The sequence below is a fragment of the Pseudovibrio axinellae genome, assembly GCF_900110875.1.
GTDB lineage: Bacteria > Pseudomonadota > Alphaproteobacteria > Rhizobiales > Stappiaceae > Pseudovibrio > Pseudovibrio axinellae.
Window position 1 is genome coordinate 121,459 of record NZ_FOFM01000004.1, and the last position, 14,869, is coordinate 136,327.

Sequence of the window (14,869 nt, forward strand, 5' to 3'; positions counted from 1 at the left end):
CCTAGTGTGGGAAGTCCAGTCCCATGTTGCGATAGCGCTCTGGATCATCGGACCAGTTATCACGCACTTTCACAAATACAAAGAGATGGATTGTGGTCTCAAAGGCTTCTGTGAGCTCTTCACGTGCAGCTTTTGAGATCGTTTTGATGGTCTGGCCGTTCTTACCCAGAACGATTGACTTTTGACTGTCGCGTTCTACGAAGATTGTCTGTTCGATACGGATGGAGCCATCTTTCTTATCTTCCCACTTATCTGTTTCGACAGTGGAAATGTAAGGTAGCTCTTCATGAAGGCGCAGGTAAAGCTTTTCACGCGTGATTTCAGCTGCCAGCATCCGCAATGGGATGTCTGAAGCCTGATCTTCTGGATAGAGCCATGGGCCTTTAGGCATTTGCTCAGCAAAGTACTTCAGGATGTCCTTGGTACCAGAGCCATTGATAGCGGACACCATGAATGTCTGGTCGAACTTGGTGTACTCGTTGGCTTTTGCTGAAAGTGCCAAAAGTTGGTCGCGCTTGGTGATATCGATCTTGTTGAGGATCAGAACTTTCGGGAGTTTGATGTGCTCCAGTTCGTTCAAAATACGCTCGACAGACTCATTGATGCCTTTCTTGGCGTCGATGAGCACAGCGATCACGTCAGCATCCTTAGCGCCGCCCCATGCGGTGTCAACCATTGCACGGTCAAGACGGCGTTTTGGACGGAAGATACCTGGTGTGTCAACGAAGATAACCTGGCTGTCGTCTTCGATCGCAACGCCGCGTACGATCGCGCGCGTTGTTTGCACCTTGTGGGTGACGATTGAAACTTTTGTGCCAACCAACTGGTTCAGCAACGTCGACTTGCCCGCATTTGGCGCGCCAATCAACGCGACAAAGCCAGCGCGTGTGTTTTCGTTTAATTTGCCAAGGTTGAAGTTCATACCCTCTGGCAGGTCATTGTTGTTGTTTTCGTCGTTCATTTAAGACCTATTCGTTCCATACGCCTTCGCGGCGCAGGATGTTCTCGGCAGCGGACTGTTCTGCGATGCGCTTTGAATTTCCGACGGCTTCGCCGGGATCAACGCCTTCCACATTCACGCGGATCTTGAAGATCGGAGCGTGGTCCGGGCCGCTGCGAGCGACTGTTTCGTATAGCGGAGTAGGGCGTCCTTTAGACTGTGCCCACTCCTGAAGAGTTGTTTTAGCATCTCTCAACGGACCTGTGTAGGATACCATTCTTTCAGCAAAATAGCGCTTGATGAAACTTTCAGCTTCGTCAAATCCGCTGTCAAGGTAAATTGCTGCGATCAGGCTCTCGCACATATCTGCAAGAATAGCCGTTTTGGTTCGTCCGCCAGTGTGCGCCTCGGCTTCGCCAACGCGCATGTGCTGGCCAATATCGATTGCTCTGGAAACTTCAGCGCATGTTTCTCGCTTAACGAGCTGGTTCAGGCGACGTGCAAGTTCCCCTTCATCTGCTTTAAGGAAGTTCTCTTCCAACATTGTTGCAATAGCAAGGCCAAGCACACGATCGCCTAAAAATTCTAGACGCTGATAGCTTTGTAGCGATGCTTTTGCAACAGGAAGAGCGCTTGCATGGGTTAAGGCCCGTACAAGAAGCTCCTTGTTTTTGAAGTGATAACCGATGCGCTCTTCCAGAGCTGCGTCTGATACCGGTCTTTTTCTTCTGCTCATGTTCCGGCTAATTCCTTCAAAGGCTGCTTTGCAGGTGTGTTAGAGTACATCACCAATCCGGTCCCAACGAACAGTCCAAGGCCATTTCCAGAACATCCATGCTGGCTGGTTATCTTCTATAGAAAAGAAGATGATTTCTGCCCGGCCCATAAAGTTCTCAAATGGAACGTAGCCCACTTCGCTGAGAACGCGACTGTCTTGAGAGTTATCTCTGTTGTCGCCCATCATGAAATAATGGTCTGCTGGGACATGGTAAACTCTGGTGTTGTCCAAGCTTCCGTTTTTGGTCAGGTCCAGGGTCTGGTAAGAAACTCCGTTTGGAAGTGTTTCTATGTACCGTGGTACCTTATCGATGCCGCCGCGATTGTTTTTTTCAATAAAATCGTCGATGCGTTTACGCTCAACAGCTTCACCATTGATGTAGAGAACGCTGTTCTTAACCTGAATCTCGTCACCAGGCAAACCGATCACGCGTTTGATGTAATCAATTGAGGTGTTCGTTGGTAGCTTAAAGACTGCGACGTCGCCACGTTCTGGCGGTGAGCTCCATACTCGGCCAGTAAACGGTGCCAGGCCGAACGGGAAGGAGTACTTTGAATAGCCATAGCTGTATTTGGAGACAAACAGGTAGTCGCCAACCAGCAAGGTGTCTTTCATGGAGCCCGTAGGAATATAAAATGGCTGAAAAAGAAATGTTCTAACAACCAGAGCGAGCAGCAGTGCCTGAGCGATGACCTTAATGGTCTCATATACGCCGCCTTCCTGCTCCTTTTCTTTGGATTGGCTCATGTTCATCCTTCGTGGTAAGAGAATACTTGTTTGGTCCGGCGCCCATCACTTAGTTCAGTGCTGCAGTCCCTAGACAATAAAATTCATATATGGTGGTTCTATTAGCGCTTCACAGCCGCTTCTGCAATCCAGTTCATTTACGTTTTCACGGCTTGACGTGGGGCCAATCCTGCGGCCAGGCCGAAATTACGACGAATGCCTGAGCTAGTGGGTAATCATCGGTGATTGTAAGGTCAATTCGTGGCGAAAAGCCCTCTGGCACCAGTTTATCCAGTCTTTCTTTTGCCCCTGCAGTCAAGTTAAGTGTCGGTTTGCCACTTGGCAAATTGGTGACGCCCATCTCTTTCCAAGCCACACCCATTGAAAGCCCGGTCCCCAACGCCTTTGAGCAGGCTTCTTTGGCAGCAAATCGCTTTGCATAGGTGGCAGCTTTGTTGGCGCGCCCTTCAGCCTTTGCGCGCTCAACCTCAGTGAAGACACGCTTTGTAAAGCGCTCTGGAAAGCGAGAGAGTGTTTTTTCGATGCGACGGATGTCGCAAAGATCGCTTCCGATACCAATGATCATTTAGGCCTCGTTGCTTAGAGCTAGCTGCTTAGGTCGCATTTATGCATCATGCTCTAATTCATTGTTTGATGCGTATCGCCGTCTGAAAACCGGCACAGCTTTGGTAAATACCCACTCGCATCTATATTGGTGTGTGATGAGGGATATCACAAGGCTTTGGCGAAATCTGTTCATGCCCACCGACTGTCATAGAAGCAGTTCATGCCTTTTCAGTGATGATGGAAAAGGGAGCGCTGACAATCACGCGTTATTTGTTGTTTGAGGATTTTCTTGTTTTAGCGGACAATTTTCTCTTTAGGCGAAATCGGTGCTCGCGGGCCTTTTGGTAGGTTGAGACCGAGGCCAAAACGACAAAGTAGAAAAATATGCCTGAAGCCAGTGCAAGAGGGACAGAGCCGATGAGCATTGGTTTCAGGATCGGCCAGATTGTGTCGAGAGACTGGGATAGCATGGAGTGGTCCAGCTTCTGACTCAGGTCTGGAAGCGGGCGGTCTTCGCGGTCTAGAATATAAAGGCCAAGTTTGTAGGTGCTGGCCCAGATAAACGGGAACGTGAGCGGGTTGCCCACCGCTGTGCCCAAAGCTGCTGCGAGCAAGTTGCCGCGCAAAACATAGGCGAGAAAGAAGCTGAGAATAAAATGAAAGCCAATTAGGGGGGTAAAGGAGGCGGCAGCGCCCGCTGCAAAGCCAATTGCTATTTTCCTTGGGCTGGCAGAGAGGCGAAGGACCCGTTTTGAAAAGTACTTGAAAGAGCGTGACCAACTGTGACGCGGCCATACGGTCACGCGAATGCGTTCTATTCTCGTTGGTTTATCCCGCCGCTTAAAAATCATTTCGGTTCAAGTGCTTTGCTTATTTTTCTCGTGCCACCTAAATGGCGTGATCTGGGTTTGCTTGTATAGCCGGTATCTCAGCGAGTTCCTTTGGTACATTATCGGCTGAATACACCGGTAGTTTCAGTGGAGCAAGAGATATTAGCGGTACACCTAAGTCGGTATCCCTCAAGCTTCTGTCGATAAAACAGGCAATACCAACTGTATTAATGTTGAGTGACTGCAATGCCTGGATTGTGGATAAACACAGGTGGGTCGTCTCCACAACATCTTGAATTATAAACACATTTGACTTTTGGGGGATGCTAGCGTGACCCGTGGTGAGGTTGCCGCTTTCGCGCCTGATCCAGAGGGCACTCTTTTGCATGATCCTTGCAGTTTGGTGAGCAACGATCAAGCCGCCTAAACTGGGGGCAACGAAGTGAGTGAAATTGAGAAGCTCGTTTGCAGCAATTTTTTTCACCAGTTCGGAAGAGAGTATTTCGATCTTCTCTGGGTATTCCAGCAGCTTCTGTCGCTGTAGGTAAGCTGAGCTGTGCCATCCTGAAGGAAGGATGAAATGGCCTTCCTTCAGTGCTTTTGTTTCTCTGAAAACGTCTAGGACTGCGTTTGGCCCCATGGGTTTTCCTTTAGGTTCAGCCGTTAGCCATTTACCCTTTGTGCTTCTGAGACATTGGGTTTGGCACGCAGCTGGTTCAAGATCAGATTCAGGTGCTTTAAGTCCCATACCTCAAGATCAATTAGCATCTCGTGAAAATCGGAGGCTTTGCGGATCATTTTGATGTTATCGATGTTTCCGCGGTGGTCGCCAATTACCTTTGTAATGGCGGCAAGCGAGCCGGGTTCGTTGACTGCAAAGACGCTAATTTGTGCCGGGAACCGCTCTGGTGCATTTGGGTCAACATCCCAGCGCACATCAAGCCAGCGTTCCGGTTGGTCGTCGAATTCCTTCAAGTCTGGCGATTGAATTGGGTAGATGGTGATGCCGACGCCTTGTGTCAAAATGCCGACGATACGATCACCAGGGACTGCGCCGCCGCTTGGTGCAAAGCGTACGGGCAAGGAGCCGGATACGCCGCTGCGGATGGGCAGCGAGCCTTCGTTAGCGCCTTGCTGTGGCCCTTCGGGTATCTTGAACTTAACAGAGCTGCCCTTGTCCAGATCGAACCAGCCTTCAGAGGCTGTGCCTGCTGCTGGAGGCGAGCTTGGGTTCCTCTCGGCACTTTGAACGGGCGCGTAATCCGGGTAGGCGACTTCCATGACGGCGCCTGCCTGAATGTCCCCGCGTCCAACTGCGACAAGCAGGTCAAGAGTGCCTTCCATGTTGAACTTTTTGACGTGGGCCTCAAGAGCCGCCTCATCAAAGTCTTTTCCTGCATGGGAGAAGGCACGTTCCAGAATGTGTTTGCCGAGACCACCATATTGCTGGCGGGCGGACGCCTTTGTCGCCTTACGAATGGCCGAGCGCGCCTTGCCTGTTACGGCAATGTTTTCCCAAGCTGGCGGTGGTGTTTGGGCTTGCGAACGCACAATGTCGACTTCATCGCCGTTGGTTAGCTCTGTAACGAGCGACGAGATGCGACCGTTGATTTTACAGCCAACGCATGTGTTCCCGATGTCCGTGTGAACTGCGTAGGCAAAGTCAATCGGCGTTGCTCCGCGCGGCAGTGCAATTAAGCGCCCCTTTGGCGTGAAGCAGAATACCTGGTCGTGGAAGAGTTCCAGCTTTGTATGTTCCAGGAATTCCTCTGGGGATTCCCCTTGTGCAAGCAGGTCGATAGTGCCGCGCAGCCAGCCATAGGCGCGGGACTCCGCTGTCATTGACTGGATGTTGCGACCACCGGTGACGCCGTCTTTGTAGAGCGCGTGGGCTGCGATGCCGTTTTCAGCAATGCGGTGCATCGCATGAGTGCGGATCTGCAGTTCTACACGCTGGCGCTTGGGGCCAACAACGGTGGTGTGAATGGAGCGGTAGTCGTTCTGTTTCGGCGTTGATATATAGTCCTTAAACCGCCCAGGCACGCATGGCCAAGCGGTATGGATCACGCCCAGAACGTGGTAGCAATCTTCTGGCGTTGGAACGATCGCGCGGAAGCCGTAAATATCTGACAGCTGCTCAAACCCGAGGGACTTTTCTTCCATTTTGCGGAAGATTGAGTAGGCGCGTTTTTCCCTGCCACTGATTTTGGCTTTGATGCCTTGCTCAGCCAAGCGCTGGGTCAGGTCCTCTTCAATATCAGTGATCAGGCCCTCATTCTTGCTGTGCAAGATTGTCAGGCGCTCACGTATCGTCTCGCGGGCGTCCGGGTAAAGCGTCTCAAAGGAAATATCTTCCAGCTCGTCACGAATATCCTGCATACCCATACGGCCTGCGAGGGGCGCATAGATCTCCATGGTCTCTTCAGCAATGCGCAGGCGTTTGTCCTCGCGCATATGGTGAAGGGTGCGCATGTTGTGCAAGCGATCTGCGAGCTTTACCAGGAGGACGCGCACGTCATCTGCAATAGCCAGAAGGAGTTTGCGGAAGTTTTCGGCCTGTTTTGCTTTGCGTGAGACCAGATCCAGACGCTGAATCTTGGTTAGTCCCTCAACAAGCTTCCCGATTTCTTCCCCAAAGAGACGATCAATTTCTGTGCGTGTTGCATCTGTATCTTCAATGGTGTCATGAAGAAGCGCAACAGCAATGGTTGCATCATCCAACTTCATGTTGGTGAGGATGGCTGCAACTTCGAGAGGGTGGGATATGTATGGATCGCCAGACGCACGGGTCTGGGTGCCATGCTTTTGCATGGCGTAAACATATGCCTTGTTGAGCAGCGCTTCATCCGCATTCGGATTGTAGCTGGTTACTTTCTCAACAAGTTCGTATTGACGCATCATTTTCGGGCGGCCGCTTCACTTTAAAATAAGCTAAGGCCGAACCAGAAAATGCGAGGCGCCGGCACGGCCGACGCCGACATCTTGCAGAGGGCGGTTAGTAGTCGTCGGAGCGTTCCGGCGGTACTAGTCCTTCCAACCCTTTAAGCATTTCCTCTTCAGTTATGCGGTCAAATTCAATGTCTGTATCATCAACTGCATTGATCTGAAGTTGTTGTGGGTCGCTAGGAACCATTGGCGCTGCTTCTGCCTCCGGTTCGTCCACTTCAACGAATTTTTGAAGAGAGTGAATGAGGTCTTCTTTCAAGTCCTCTGGGCTCACTGTTTCTTCTGCAATTTCGCGAAGCGCAACAACCGGGTTTTTATCGTTATCGCGGTCGATTGTCAGCGGCGAGCCACTGGAAATCATCCGGGCGCGATGGCTGGCAAGCAGAACCAGCTCGAACCGGTTTTCGACCTTGTCGACGCAATCTTCGACGGTCACACGTGCCATTCGATCACTCCGTAATATCTGGGAATTCAGAGGCCACTCATAGAATGCTTCTTGTTTTATGGCAAGAGCCGATTCTGCATTTTCTGTGAAACTCCTTTACATCTTATTGTGGAAGGAGTGATTTGTACCTATTTACAGCTTAAGATTAAGCCAGAGAGAAATAGGGGCTTTTGGTCTTGCGAGCATGATTTACACTTAAACACTATTGCAAAAGTTTGCTTTAGTAGTTGGCTTTGTAGTGGGTTCGGCTGTCGGTTACTTTTTAGGGGATACAAGTTTTCGATTCTTCAGGTTTGAATTGTGGTCTAATTCAGAACTCCAGATTGGAATTGGAATAGATGAAAAAAAGTAAGGCAAAATTCTTAACTTATTTTTTTGACTGGCAATTCTTGGAGCGAGAATATCCGAAAATTTAGTAGGAAAGCTTGTTTTTATTGGAACTTTTAGTATCGATAACCGGAAGTTCCTTTAGTGCCTACCTTAAAATCACAATAAAAAATGGGAATATCTGGTGGGTTCCTGTTAATTTATGCAAGATGACATCTGTAAATTTCTTTCATCTTGTTTTAGTTTCTGAACGGTGAATCGCGCTGCATTGGTCGGCTATTAAATGGGCCAGTGCAAATTATACGCTGTGGGGCAAGGTTTTATGTTTGTCCGTAACGAATGTGTATCCGATTTAACGTAGAGTGCGACCGGGTCAATTAGAATGGCATACATTCTGGGCGTGTCACGACAGCAAATCGACATGTCTGGAAAGGGATTGCTTATAACAAGTTACTGACTTCCGCGTCCGTGCAGCGAAAAGGCTAAAAATAATATGTTTGATCCCCGCGAAAAGATTGCTTTATTCATTGATGGAGCTAACCTTTATTCGACAGCGAAAGCTATTGGCTTCGATATCGACTATAAGCGTCTCTTGAAAGAATTCCAATCAAAGGGCTATTTGCTACGCGCGTACTATTACACCGCGCTGGTGGAAGAACAGGAATATTCATCCATTCGACCATTGATCGACTGGCTGGATTACAATGGCTACAAAGTAGTCACTAAACCAGTGAAAGAATTTATCGATTCTGCAGGGCGTCGTAAGATTAAAGGCAATATGGATATTGAGCTGGCAGTTGATGCCATGCAGTTGATTGATCATGTTGACCATATCGTTTTGTTCTCTGGCGATGGTGACTTCCGTTCCCTTGTTGAGGCATTGCAGCGTCGGGGCCGTAAGGTTTCCGTTGTTTCAACGCTTCAGACGCAGCCTCCGATGATTGCTGACGATCTGCGTCGTCAGGCTGATCACTTCATCGAGCTTTCTACGCTTATGCAGCGTGTAGGGCGCGATCCTAATGAACGCCCGCCTCGCGTTGTTGAAGAAGAAGATGATGAGATCGGAGACGACGACTACTAAGATTCAAAGTAGTCGTACACGTTTTTACAAGCCGGTGAGGGAGCGTATGCACTCTCACCGGTTTTTTTACGTATAGAGTTGATTTTGCAGAACAGTGTAAACCGGAAAATGCGCCCACGGGTGATGCTTCTGCCTCAGACAGGATGCTGTGTGTGAGGACATAGAGGCTCGTGACTTATCGGAGCCTATCATTGCGACCTGAGGAGGTGAAGCTCTGGTGATGGGTGGTTGTGAGGTGCGCTCTGAGTTGGATCCTGCCCAGACCAGCAAGGTCCGAAGCGCAGCAGGGGTCCGTCTGGTTTTTACTCTTGGCTTACGGTTGCCGTTCCCAGCCTACTGATCCCAAGTGTTCTTGCGGCTTAAAGCGTTCTTTATATTCCATTTTTGGTGAGCCCTCGACCCAATATCCCAAATACACATAGGGAAGGCCAAGGTGCTGGGCTCTCATAATGTGGTCCAAAATTATGAACGTTCCAAGGCTTCTCGTTGTTTGGGTGTGGTCAAAGAATGAGTAGACCATGGAGAGGCCATCGCAAAGACGATCAGTCAGGGCGACGCCAATCAATGGCCCTTCGCCTTCGCGAGAAGTGGGGGTGTCTGGTTTTGAGCGGCGATATTCAATGACAGCTGTCTCTACGTGCGTGTCTTCAATCATCATTGAATAGTCAGTTGGAGACATTTGCGTCATGCCGCCATTGAGGTGCCGTGCTGTCAGGTATTCGTGAAAGAGATCAAACTGCTCTGTAGAGGGGCCGGGAGGGTGCTCGGCACCTATGAGGTCCTGATTGTCCTTCCAGACCCGCTTGAGAGATTTTGTCCATTGGAACTCCTGGGCGCAGACGCGTATGGAAATGCAGGCACGACATTCTTCGCAGGCTGGACGATAAGCGATATTCTGCGAGCGCCGGAAGCCTCCTTGTGTGAGCACATCATTGAGCGCAGCAGCGTTGGGCCCGACGAGATGCGTGAAGACTTTACGTTCTTTACGATGCGGCAGGTAGGGGCAGTCAGTTGGTGCAGTCAGGTAAAACTGCGGACTATCATAGGCTTGCCGTGTCACCTGGCGTGGCCCTCTTTCTCTATTTCCTACAGATTATAATAGTAAGGAGCCGCAAATGAGAAGGTCAACCATATGATTATGGCAAGAGGGGTGCCGGCAAACAGAAAATCTGAGAAGCGGTAATGCCCTGGGCCCATAACAATAAGGTTGGTCTGATAGCCAATTGGAGTTGCGAACGAGCAGTTTGCAGCAAAAATCAGGCAGACGATGAAGGGTTCAACGGGCACTCCTGTGCGATGCGCCATTTCTATTGCTATGGGTGTGAAAAGCACTGCTGTTGCGTTGTTGCTGAGTAAGTTGGTCAAAATGGCAACGACAGCAAATAGGAGCGAGAGAACAAAAGCAGGTGAGCGTCCATCGGCGATATTGAGGAGCGCCTGAGCGATAGCGTTGTCGCCTCCCGTTGCCTCAAGGGCGAGTGAGGCGGCGATAGAGGCGCCGATAAGCATGAATATTCGGCTATCGATTGTACGCAGCGTTTGGCGGATGTTGAGACACCCAAAGCTGACCATGGCGAATGTTGCTGCAACGGATGCGACCATAATAGGGACAAGCCCTGTGACAGCAACCGTGATCATGGCTACGAATATCGCAAGAGCACGGCGCGCGTATTGGCGCTGAGGGAGCTCTGCTGCGGACCAGTCCATGAGCAAGACATCGCGATTTCCGCGTAGGCGATTTATTTCTTCGCGGTTACCTGCAATCAGCAAAACATCACCAGATTCCATGCGGATATCGGTCATTGGCATGCGTGGCATACGGCTGCGTCGCTGTAAACCTGTTACCACACAGCCTGTGTCTGCGTGGAAGCTGGTCATGGAGAGCGTACGCCCAATTAAGCGAGAACCCGGGGCAATAACGGCTTCGGCAAGGGTTAGAGTGCCGGTCGGTGTTGCATGCTCAGCAGTGCTGGTGGGGCTTTCGTTTGCGTCTGCTGGTAAGAGGGGGTGGCGTTGGCTGATGGCTCGGGTGAGGATGTCTCGTGTTGCAGCGACGATGACGGTGTCGCCCGGTTGCAGCTGTACCTCCTCAAAGGGAGGCAGCAGGGGGCGTTCGCCGCGCTGGATCAGGCGGACTGTCATATCGCGCAGTGCTGGGAACATGCCAGCAACGGCCTTCTCTCCCACGAGCGGGTGCCCGTAAACTACTGGAATTTGTGCAATAAACTGGCGCCCATCTTTGCCGGTAAACTCTTCTGCCATGGTTTGGCGGGGTTTGAGAATACGCGGGAGAACCAGGAGAACATAAACGGCGCCAACGGCGGCCAGAATTGCTCCAAATGCGGTGAATGTGAAGAAGTTGATCTGAACTTCACCAGTTGCATTGGCGACGTTGGCTACGAGCAAGTTGGTGGAGGAGCCGATCATTGTCGTCATGCCGCCCAGAATCGTAATAAAGGAGAGGGGCATAAGAAATCGTGAGGATGAGGTGTTATGCGCGGCCGCCACGGTGGTCAAAATTGGAAGCGTGATCACAACAACGGGTGTATTGTTCAAAAACGCGCTCATAACGCCGACGATTATGAGCAGGGGGCCGGTGGCAAGCCAAAGGCGCTGTTTTGACAACTTCAGGATTGCCTGAGCTGGTTTATCCAGTGCATCCGTTTGAAAGAGGCCTTGTCCGACAATGAGTAGGCAGATGACGGTGATCAACGCCTGATTGGAAAAGCCGGAGAGGAAGTCCTCCGGTCTGATTTGAATTCCGTTCAATGTCTGGGGAAACGCCATGAAAATCAGCATGAGGGCTACAATTGAGCCGAGTGCTACGAGTTCGATGGCAATGCGTTCCAGCGCATAAAGGATAATTGTGACGCCGATGACCGCAAAAGTCAGGATCATCGGAATGTTCAGGTTCTCCATGCGCGTCCCCGCTCGTGTTTTCTTTTCACACGTTATTAGAGGGCCACGGCAGGTTCGTCACTCATCGTTGTGTCAGCGCTGAGCTATCGATGCAAACTATCCACCGGGGAATTCATAATAACGGCACCAAGTAGGATATCATGAAGCAGTCGCTTCTGGTCACTAAACAATGAGACCAAGAGGACAAAGGGGCTTAGTACTGTTACTGAAAAATAAAAGAGCAGGGCATGGATTGCTGCAAATAGCGGGTATGGACGAGACCCATTATTCAGGCGCATTTCCACGCCGAAGGCCCGCATTCCAGGGGTTGCACTATTAAATCCCCCTAAGGAAAATGCGGTGTAGGCGAGGGCAACAAGTGGCCAGATTGCGGGAAATAATAGCCATGCCAGGCCTAGTGTCAGGATTCCAAGGAAGCCGACGACAAAATAAGCGATGATCGATAGAATTGTGATTGCAACAATGTCGATCAAACACGCAAAAACCCGCTTCGTCCGCACACCGTCAAACAGTTGTGGATTAAGGTAGGGATCGTAGTAGGTGCTGGGTGGCGTGCTCACATCTTGGCTCATTCTTGCCTCGGTCGGGTTAAACTATGCTGGAGCCTTCCCCAGCGTCTCCCAATAGAGTTGGGTGTGCATTTTTCAAGTTTCAAGCGGGGGTAGTACACTATTTTATGCCCCTAGCTTGGGAGGAGAGCGGAATCTATATTCATGCTGCGTGTCCAGAGCAACCTTCGGCGGTTGCTGAGCATCCCTTGCGTCCTGTGAATTTGCTTTCACAGGACGGGTTTAAAATCTCATCTCTCCAGAAGACAGGTGAGAGACGTGAATATCCCGCTTTTCCAACGCTACAATAATCTCATCGGCATGTTTGCTGTCGCGTGTTTCAATGGCGACGTCCAAAGTTGCGCCTTTGACCGAAACATCAAGAAAGAGCCGGTGATGGGAGACTTCCAAGATATTTCCGCCAAGCTCACCGATCAGCGTTGATATTTCGCCGAGGATGCCGGGGTTATCAGGAATGGTGCACCGGATGTGAATGATGTTCCCAAGGCGGAGTAACTGACGCAACATAATGGAGGCCAGTAAGCGCGGGTTTATGTTTCCGCCGCAAAGAACAAGGCCTACTTTTTTGCCTGCAAAGCGCTCTGGGTGGGCGCAAATGGCAGCAAGGCCTGCCGCGCCTGCGCCTTCTGCAACGGTTTTTAGGCGTGTGAGGAAGACATTGATGGCTTCTTCTATCTGGCTTTCGGAGACCAGCAGGACGTCATTGACAAACTGTTTGCAGAGCTGCTGAGTAAGGGTGCCGGGCACCTTAACTGCGATCCCTTCTGCCAACGAGTTGCCGCCGCATTCCATTGACCGGCCACGAAGGGCTGCATACATGGAGGGGTACAGGTCACTTTCAACACCGATAATTTCAATATCAGGTTTGATCGCTTTGGCTGCCACTGCCATGCCGGAGATCATACCGCCGCCGCCAACCGGGACGACCAAGGTGTCCAGATCAGGCTGTTCGCGCAACATTTCCAGAGCAATCGTGCCCTGACCGGCGATCACTTCCAGATCGTCAAAGGGGTGCACCCAGGTGTAGTTGTGCTCTTGGGCAAGCCGGTCGGCTTCATTTTTCGCGTCGTCGACGGTTTCGCCTGCGAGAATGACTTTGGCGCCAAAGGCTTTGGTTGCTTCGACCTTCACATACGGCGTGCCATTTGGCATGACGATGAGTGCGGGAATGCCAAGGCGCTGTGCATGAAGTGCCACTGCCTGGGCATGGTTTCCAGCAGACATGGCAATGACGCCGCGGCTCTTTTCTGTATCGCTCAGGTGAAGCAGTTTATTAAGGGCACCTCGCTCTTTGAACGCATTGGTGACCTGCATGTTCTCGTATTTAACGAACACAGAGGCTCCGGTAGCAGCATCCAGTTGAATGGCAGGTAGGAACGGTGTTTTTAGCACCGCGCCCTTAATGTTGTTTGCAGCCTCTTCAATGTTTGAAAGGGTGAGAAGAGGTTGATCCACCTTTGGCATGTTTTTTCTCGCAGGTGTTTTGTGTTTGGCTTTATTTGCCGTTTAGCTTTTTCGCAATTTCAGGTGCAAAGTATGTTAAGACGCCATCTGCGCCTGCACGTTTGAATGCCATCATGCTTTCCATCATGGCTTTTTCTTTGTCCATCCAGCCATTTTGTGCCGCTGCGCAAATCATCGCATACTCGCCAGATACCTGGTAGGCGTAGGTCGGTGCGAGGAAGGTTTCTTTGATGCGATGCAAGATATCAAGGTATGGCATTCCCGGCTTCACCATGATCATGTCAGCGCCTTCTTCCAGATCCAGCTCGGCCTCTTTGAGTGCCTCATCCGTGTTGCCCGGGTCCATCTGGTAGGTGCGCTTGTCACCTTTCAGGTTTGCGTTTGAGCCAACAGCGTCGCGGAACGGGCCGTAAAAGGCAGAGGCATATTTTGCAGAATAAGCCATAATCTGAAGGTCGTCGTAGCTGTTATTATCCAGCGCGTTGCGAATTGCGCCAATGCGACCGTCCATCATGTCGGACGGGGCGATAATGTCAGAGCCTGCATCGGCCTGAATAAGAGACTGACGGCAAAGCTGATCGACGGTTTCATCGTTGACGATTTTGTCACCGACCATCAGTCCGTCATGCCCGTGGGAAGTGTAAGGATCAAGGGCGACGTCTGTCATCAGGCCAACAGGAAAGCCTTCAGCTTTGATCGCACGTAGGGCGCGGCAGGTCAGATTGTCTTCGTTCAGCGCTTCGCTCCCCATTTCGTCCCGAAGGTCGGGGTCTGTATTGGGGAACAGGGCGATGACCGGAATGCCTAGCTCGGCTGCCTGCTCGGCGGCGCGCACGGCTCTATCGACTGAGAAGCGCTCAACGCCTGGCATGGATGTTACCGGATCGGATTTATTTTCGCCGTCAATCAGAAAAATCGGCCAGATCAGGTCGTTAATGGTGAATGTGTTTTCACGGATCAAACGGCGAGACCAGTCGCTTGAGCGGTTGCGGCGCATGCGGCGACCGTTCAAAATCGGGTTCATATCGATGGAGGAATGCGATTTATTGGCAAACGACATGGTAACTCACTTGAATGACTGGTTGTTTGGCGCCGGGACTTTCTAACGCTCTGACTTAATTAGAACTACTAGGACATTTGATGTCAGATAGCACGGTGTGGTGGCTTGATAAAACTCAATTTCTTTATGTGTTCCATAGCTTCTTCAAAATTGCAGAGGGTTTTTAGGTTTTGTAGGCGAGTTTTTGGTGGATGGTGCTTTTATCCCCTCCGCACTT

General features: G+C 50.8%; 14 protein-coding genes. 1 reads left to right on the forward strand and 13 read right to left on the reverse strand.

From position 1 onward, the window contains the following. Position 1: 1 nt before the first annotated feature. The 8 genes from era to rpoZ all read right to left on the reverse strand — a co-directional run bounded on the left by era (position 2) and on the right by rpoZ (position 7,232). The gene (era, locus tag BMZ51_RS10915) at positions 2 to 922 is read right to left on the reverse strand and encodes a GTPase Era (RefSeq protein WP_068008528.1); all 921 of its coding nucleotides are present in this window, start codon (positions 920 to 922) and stop codon (positions 2 to 4) included. Between the two features lie 46 nt (positions 923 to 968). After that, complete coding sequence (gene rnc, locus BMZ51_RS10920) at positions 969 to 1,676, reverse strand: ribonuclease III (protein ID WP_068008442.1); 708 nt, start codon at positions 1,674 to 1,676, stop codon at positions 969 to 971. A gap of 39 nt (positions 1,677 to 1,715) precedes the next feature. Further along, positions 1,716 to 2,465, reverse strand: a complete 750-nt coding sequence (lepB, locus tag BMZ51_RS10925) for a signal peptidase I (protein WP_203416192.1) — start codon at positions 2,463 to 2,465, stop codon at positions 1,716 to 1,718. Between the two features lie 145 nt (positions 2,466 to 2,610). Next, entirely contained in the window at positions 2,611 to 3,030 is a 420-nt protein-coding gene (gene acpS, locus BMZ51_RS10930) for a holo-ACP synthase (protein WP_068008438.1), read from the reverse strand. Positions 3,031 to 3,277: 247 nt separating this feature from the next. After that, positions 3,278 to 3,862, reverse strand: coding sequence for a DUF2062 domain-containing protein (locus tag BMZ51_RS10935; protein WP_068008435.1), 585 nt, complete (start codon positions 3,860 to 3,862; stop codon positions 3,278 to 3,280). A gap of 37 nt (positions 3,863 to 3,899) precedes the next feature. Further along, complete coding sequence (locus BMZ51_RS10940) at positions 3,900 to 4,481, reverse strand: type I phosphoribosyltransferase (RefSeq protein WP_074882035.1); 582 nt, start codon at positions 4,479 to 4,481, stop codon at positions 3,900 to 3,902. A gap of 23 nt (positions 4,482 to 4,504) precedes the next feature. Then, positions 4,505 to 6,742, reverse strand: a complete 2,238-nt coding sequence (locus BMZ51_RS10945; RefSeq protein WP_068008433.1) for a RelA/SpoT family protein — start codon at positions 6,740 to 6,742, stop codon at positions 4,505 to 4,507. 94 nt (positions 6,743 to 6,836) lie between these two features. Then, on the reverse strand, positions 6,837 to 7,232 hold the full coding sequence (gene rpoZ, locus BMZ51_RS10950; protein WP_068008430.1) for a DNA-directed RNA polymerase subunit omega: 396 nt from the start codon (positions 7,230 to 7,232) through the stop codon (positions 6,837 to 6,839). An 820-nt stretch (positions 7,233 to 8,052) separates the two neighbouring features. Between rpoZ and BMZ51_RS10955 the strand changes: the two genes are divergently transcribed. Further along, the gene (locus BMZ51_RS10955) at positions 8,053 to 8,640 is read left to right on the forward strand and encodes a LabA-like NYN domain-containing protein (RefSeq protein WP_068008427.1); all 588 of its coding nucleotides are present in this window, start codon (positions 8,053 to 8,055) and stop codon (positions 8,638 to 8,640) included. 313 nt (positions 8,641 to 8,953) lie between these two features. On the opposite strand, the gene BMZ51_RS10960 is transcribed toward BMZ51_RS10955, so the two are convergent. The 5 genes from BMZ51_RS10960 to hemB form a co-directional block, all read right to left on the reverse strand. Continuing rightward, positions 8,954 to 9,700 (reverse strand): arginyltransferase, encoded by a 747-nt coding sequence (locus BMZ51_RS10960; protein ID WP_068008425.1) that lies wholly within the window; start codon positions 9,698 to 9,700, stop codon positions 8,954 to 8,956. Between the two features lie 26 nt (positions 9,701 to 9,726). After that, positions 9,727 to 11,559 carry an SLC13 family permease gene (locus tag BMZ51_RS10965; protein ID WP_068008422.1) on the reverse strand — a complete coding sequence of 611 codons (1,833 nt, stop codon included), beginning with the start codon at positions 11,557 to 11,559 and terminating at the stop codon, positions 9,727 to 9,729. An 83-nt stretch (positions 11,560 to 11,642) separates the two neighbouring features. Next, positions 11,643 to 12,131 carry an RDD family protein gene (locus tag BMZ51_RS10970; protein WP_068008420.1) on the reverse strand — a complete coding sequence of 163 codons (489 nt, stop codon included), beginning with the start codon at positions 12,129 to 12,131 and terminating at the stop codon, positions 11,643 to 11,645. A 219-nt stretch (positions 12,132 to 12,350) separates the two neighbouring features. Further along, on the reverse strand, positions 12,351 to 13,592 hold the full coding sequence (locus tag BMZ51_RS10975) for a threonine ammonia-lyase (protein ID WP_068008417.1): 1,242 nt from the start codon (positions 13,590 to 13,592) through the stop codon (positions 12,351 to 12,353). 31 nt (positions 13,593 to 13,623) lie between these two features. Next, positions 13,624 to 14,652, reverse strand: coding sequence for a porphobilinogen synthase (hemB, locus tag BMZ51_RS10980; protein ID WP_068008413.1), 1,029 nt, complete (start codon positions 14,650 to 14,652; stop codon positions 13,624 to 13,626). Positions 14,653 to 14,869: the final 217 nt, after the last annotated feature.

Bases quoted from the DNA above. Each gene is read 5' to 3' on its own strand.
- era (WP_068008528.1), bottom strand. From the start codon at position 922: ATGAACTTCAACCTTGGCAAATTAAACGAAAACACACGCGCTGGCTTT.
- rnc (WP_068008442.1), bottom strand. From the start codon at position 1,676: ATGAGCAGAAGAAAAAGACCGGTATCAGACGCAGCTCTGGAAGAGCGC.
- lepB (WP_203416192.1), bottom strand. From the start codon at position 2,465: ATGAGCCAATCCAAAGAAAAGGAGCAGGAAGGCGGCGTATATGAGACC.
- acpS (WP_068008438.1), bottom strand. From the start codon at position 3,030: ATGATCATTGGTATCGGAAGCGATCTTTGCGACATCCGTCGCATCGAA.
- BMZ51_RS10935 (WP_068008435.1), bottom strand. From the start codon at position 3,862: ATGATTTTTAAGCGGCGGGATAAACCAACGAGAATAGAACGCATTCGC.
- BMZ51_RS10940 (WP_074882035.1), bottom strand. From the start codon at position 4,481: ATGGGGCCAAACGCAGTCCTAGACGTTTTCAGAGAAACAAAAGCACTG.
- BMZ51_RS10945 (WP_068008433.1), bottom strand. From the start codon at position 6,742: ATGATGCGTCAATACGAACTTGTTGAGAAAGTAACCAGCTACAATCCG.
- rpoZ (WP_068008430.1), bottom strand. From the start codon at position 7,232: ATGGCACGTGTGACCGTCGAAGATTGCGTCGACAAGGTCGAAAACCGG.
- BMZ51_RS10955 (WP_068008427.1), top strand. From the start codon at position 8,053: ATGTTTGATCCCCGCGAAAAGATTGCTTTATTCATTGATGGAGCTAAC.
- BMZ51_RS10965 (WP_068008422.1), bottom strand. From the start codon at position 11,559: ATGGAGAACCTGAACATTCCGATGATCCTGACTTTTGCGGTCATCGGC.
- BMZ51_RS10970 (WP_068008420.1), bottom strand. From the start codon at position 12,131: ATGAGCCAAGATGTGAGCACGCCACCCAGCACCTACTACGATCCCTAC.
- BMZ51_RS10975 (WP_068008417.1), bottom strand. From the start codon at position 13,592: ATGCCAAAGGTGGATCAACCTCTTCTCACCCTTTCAAACATTGAAGAG.
- hemB (WP_068008413.1), bottom strand. From the start codon at position 14,652: ATGTCGTTTGCCAATAAATCGCATTCCTCCATCGATATGAACCCGATT.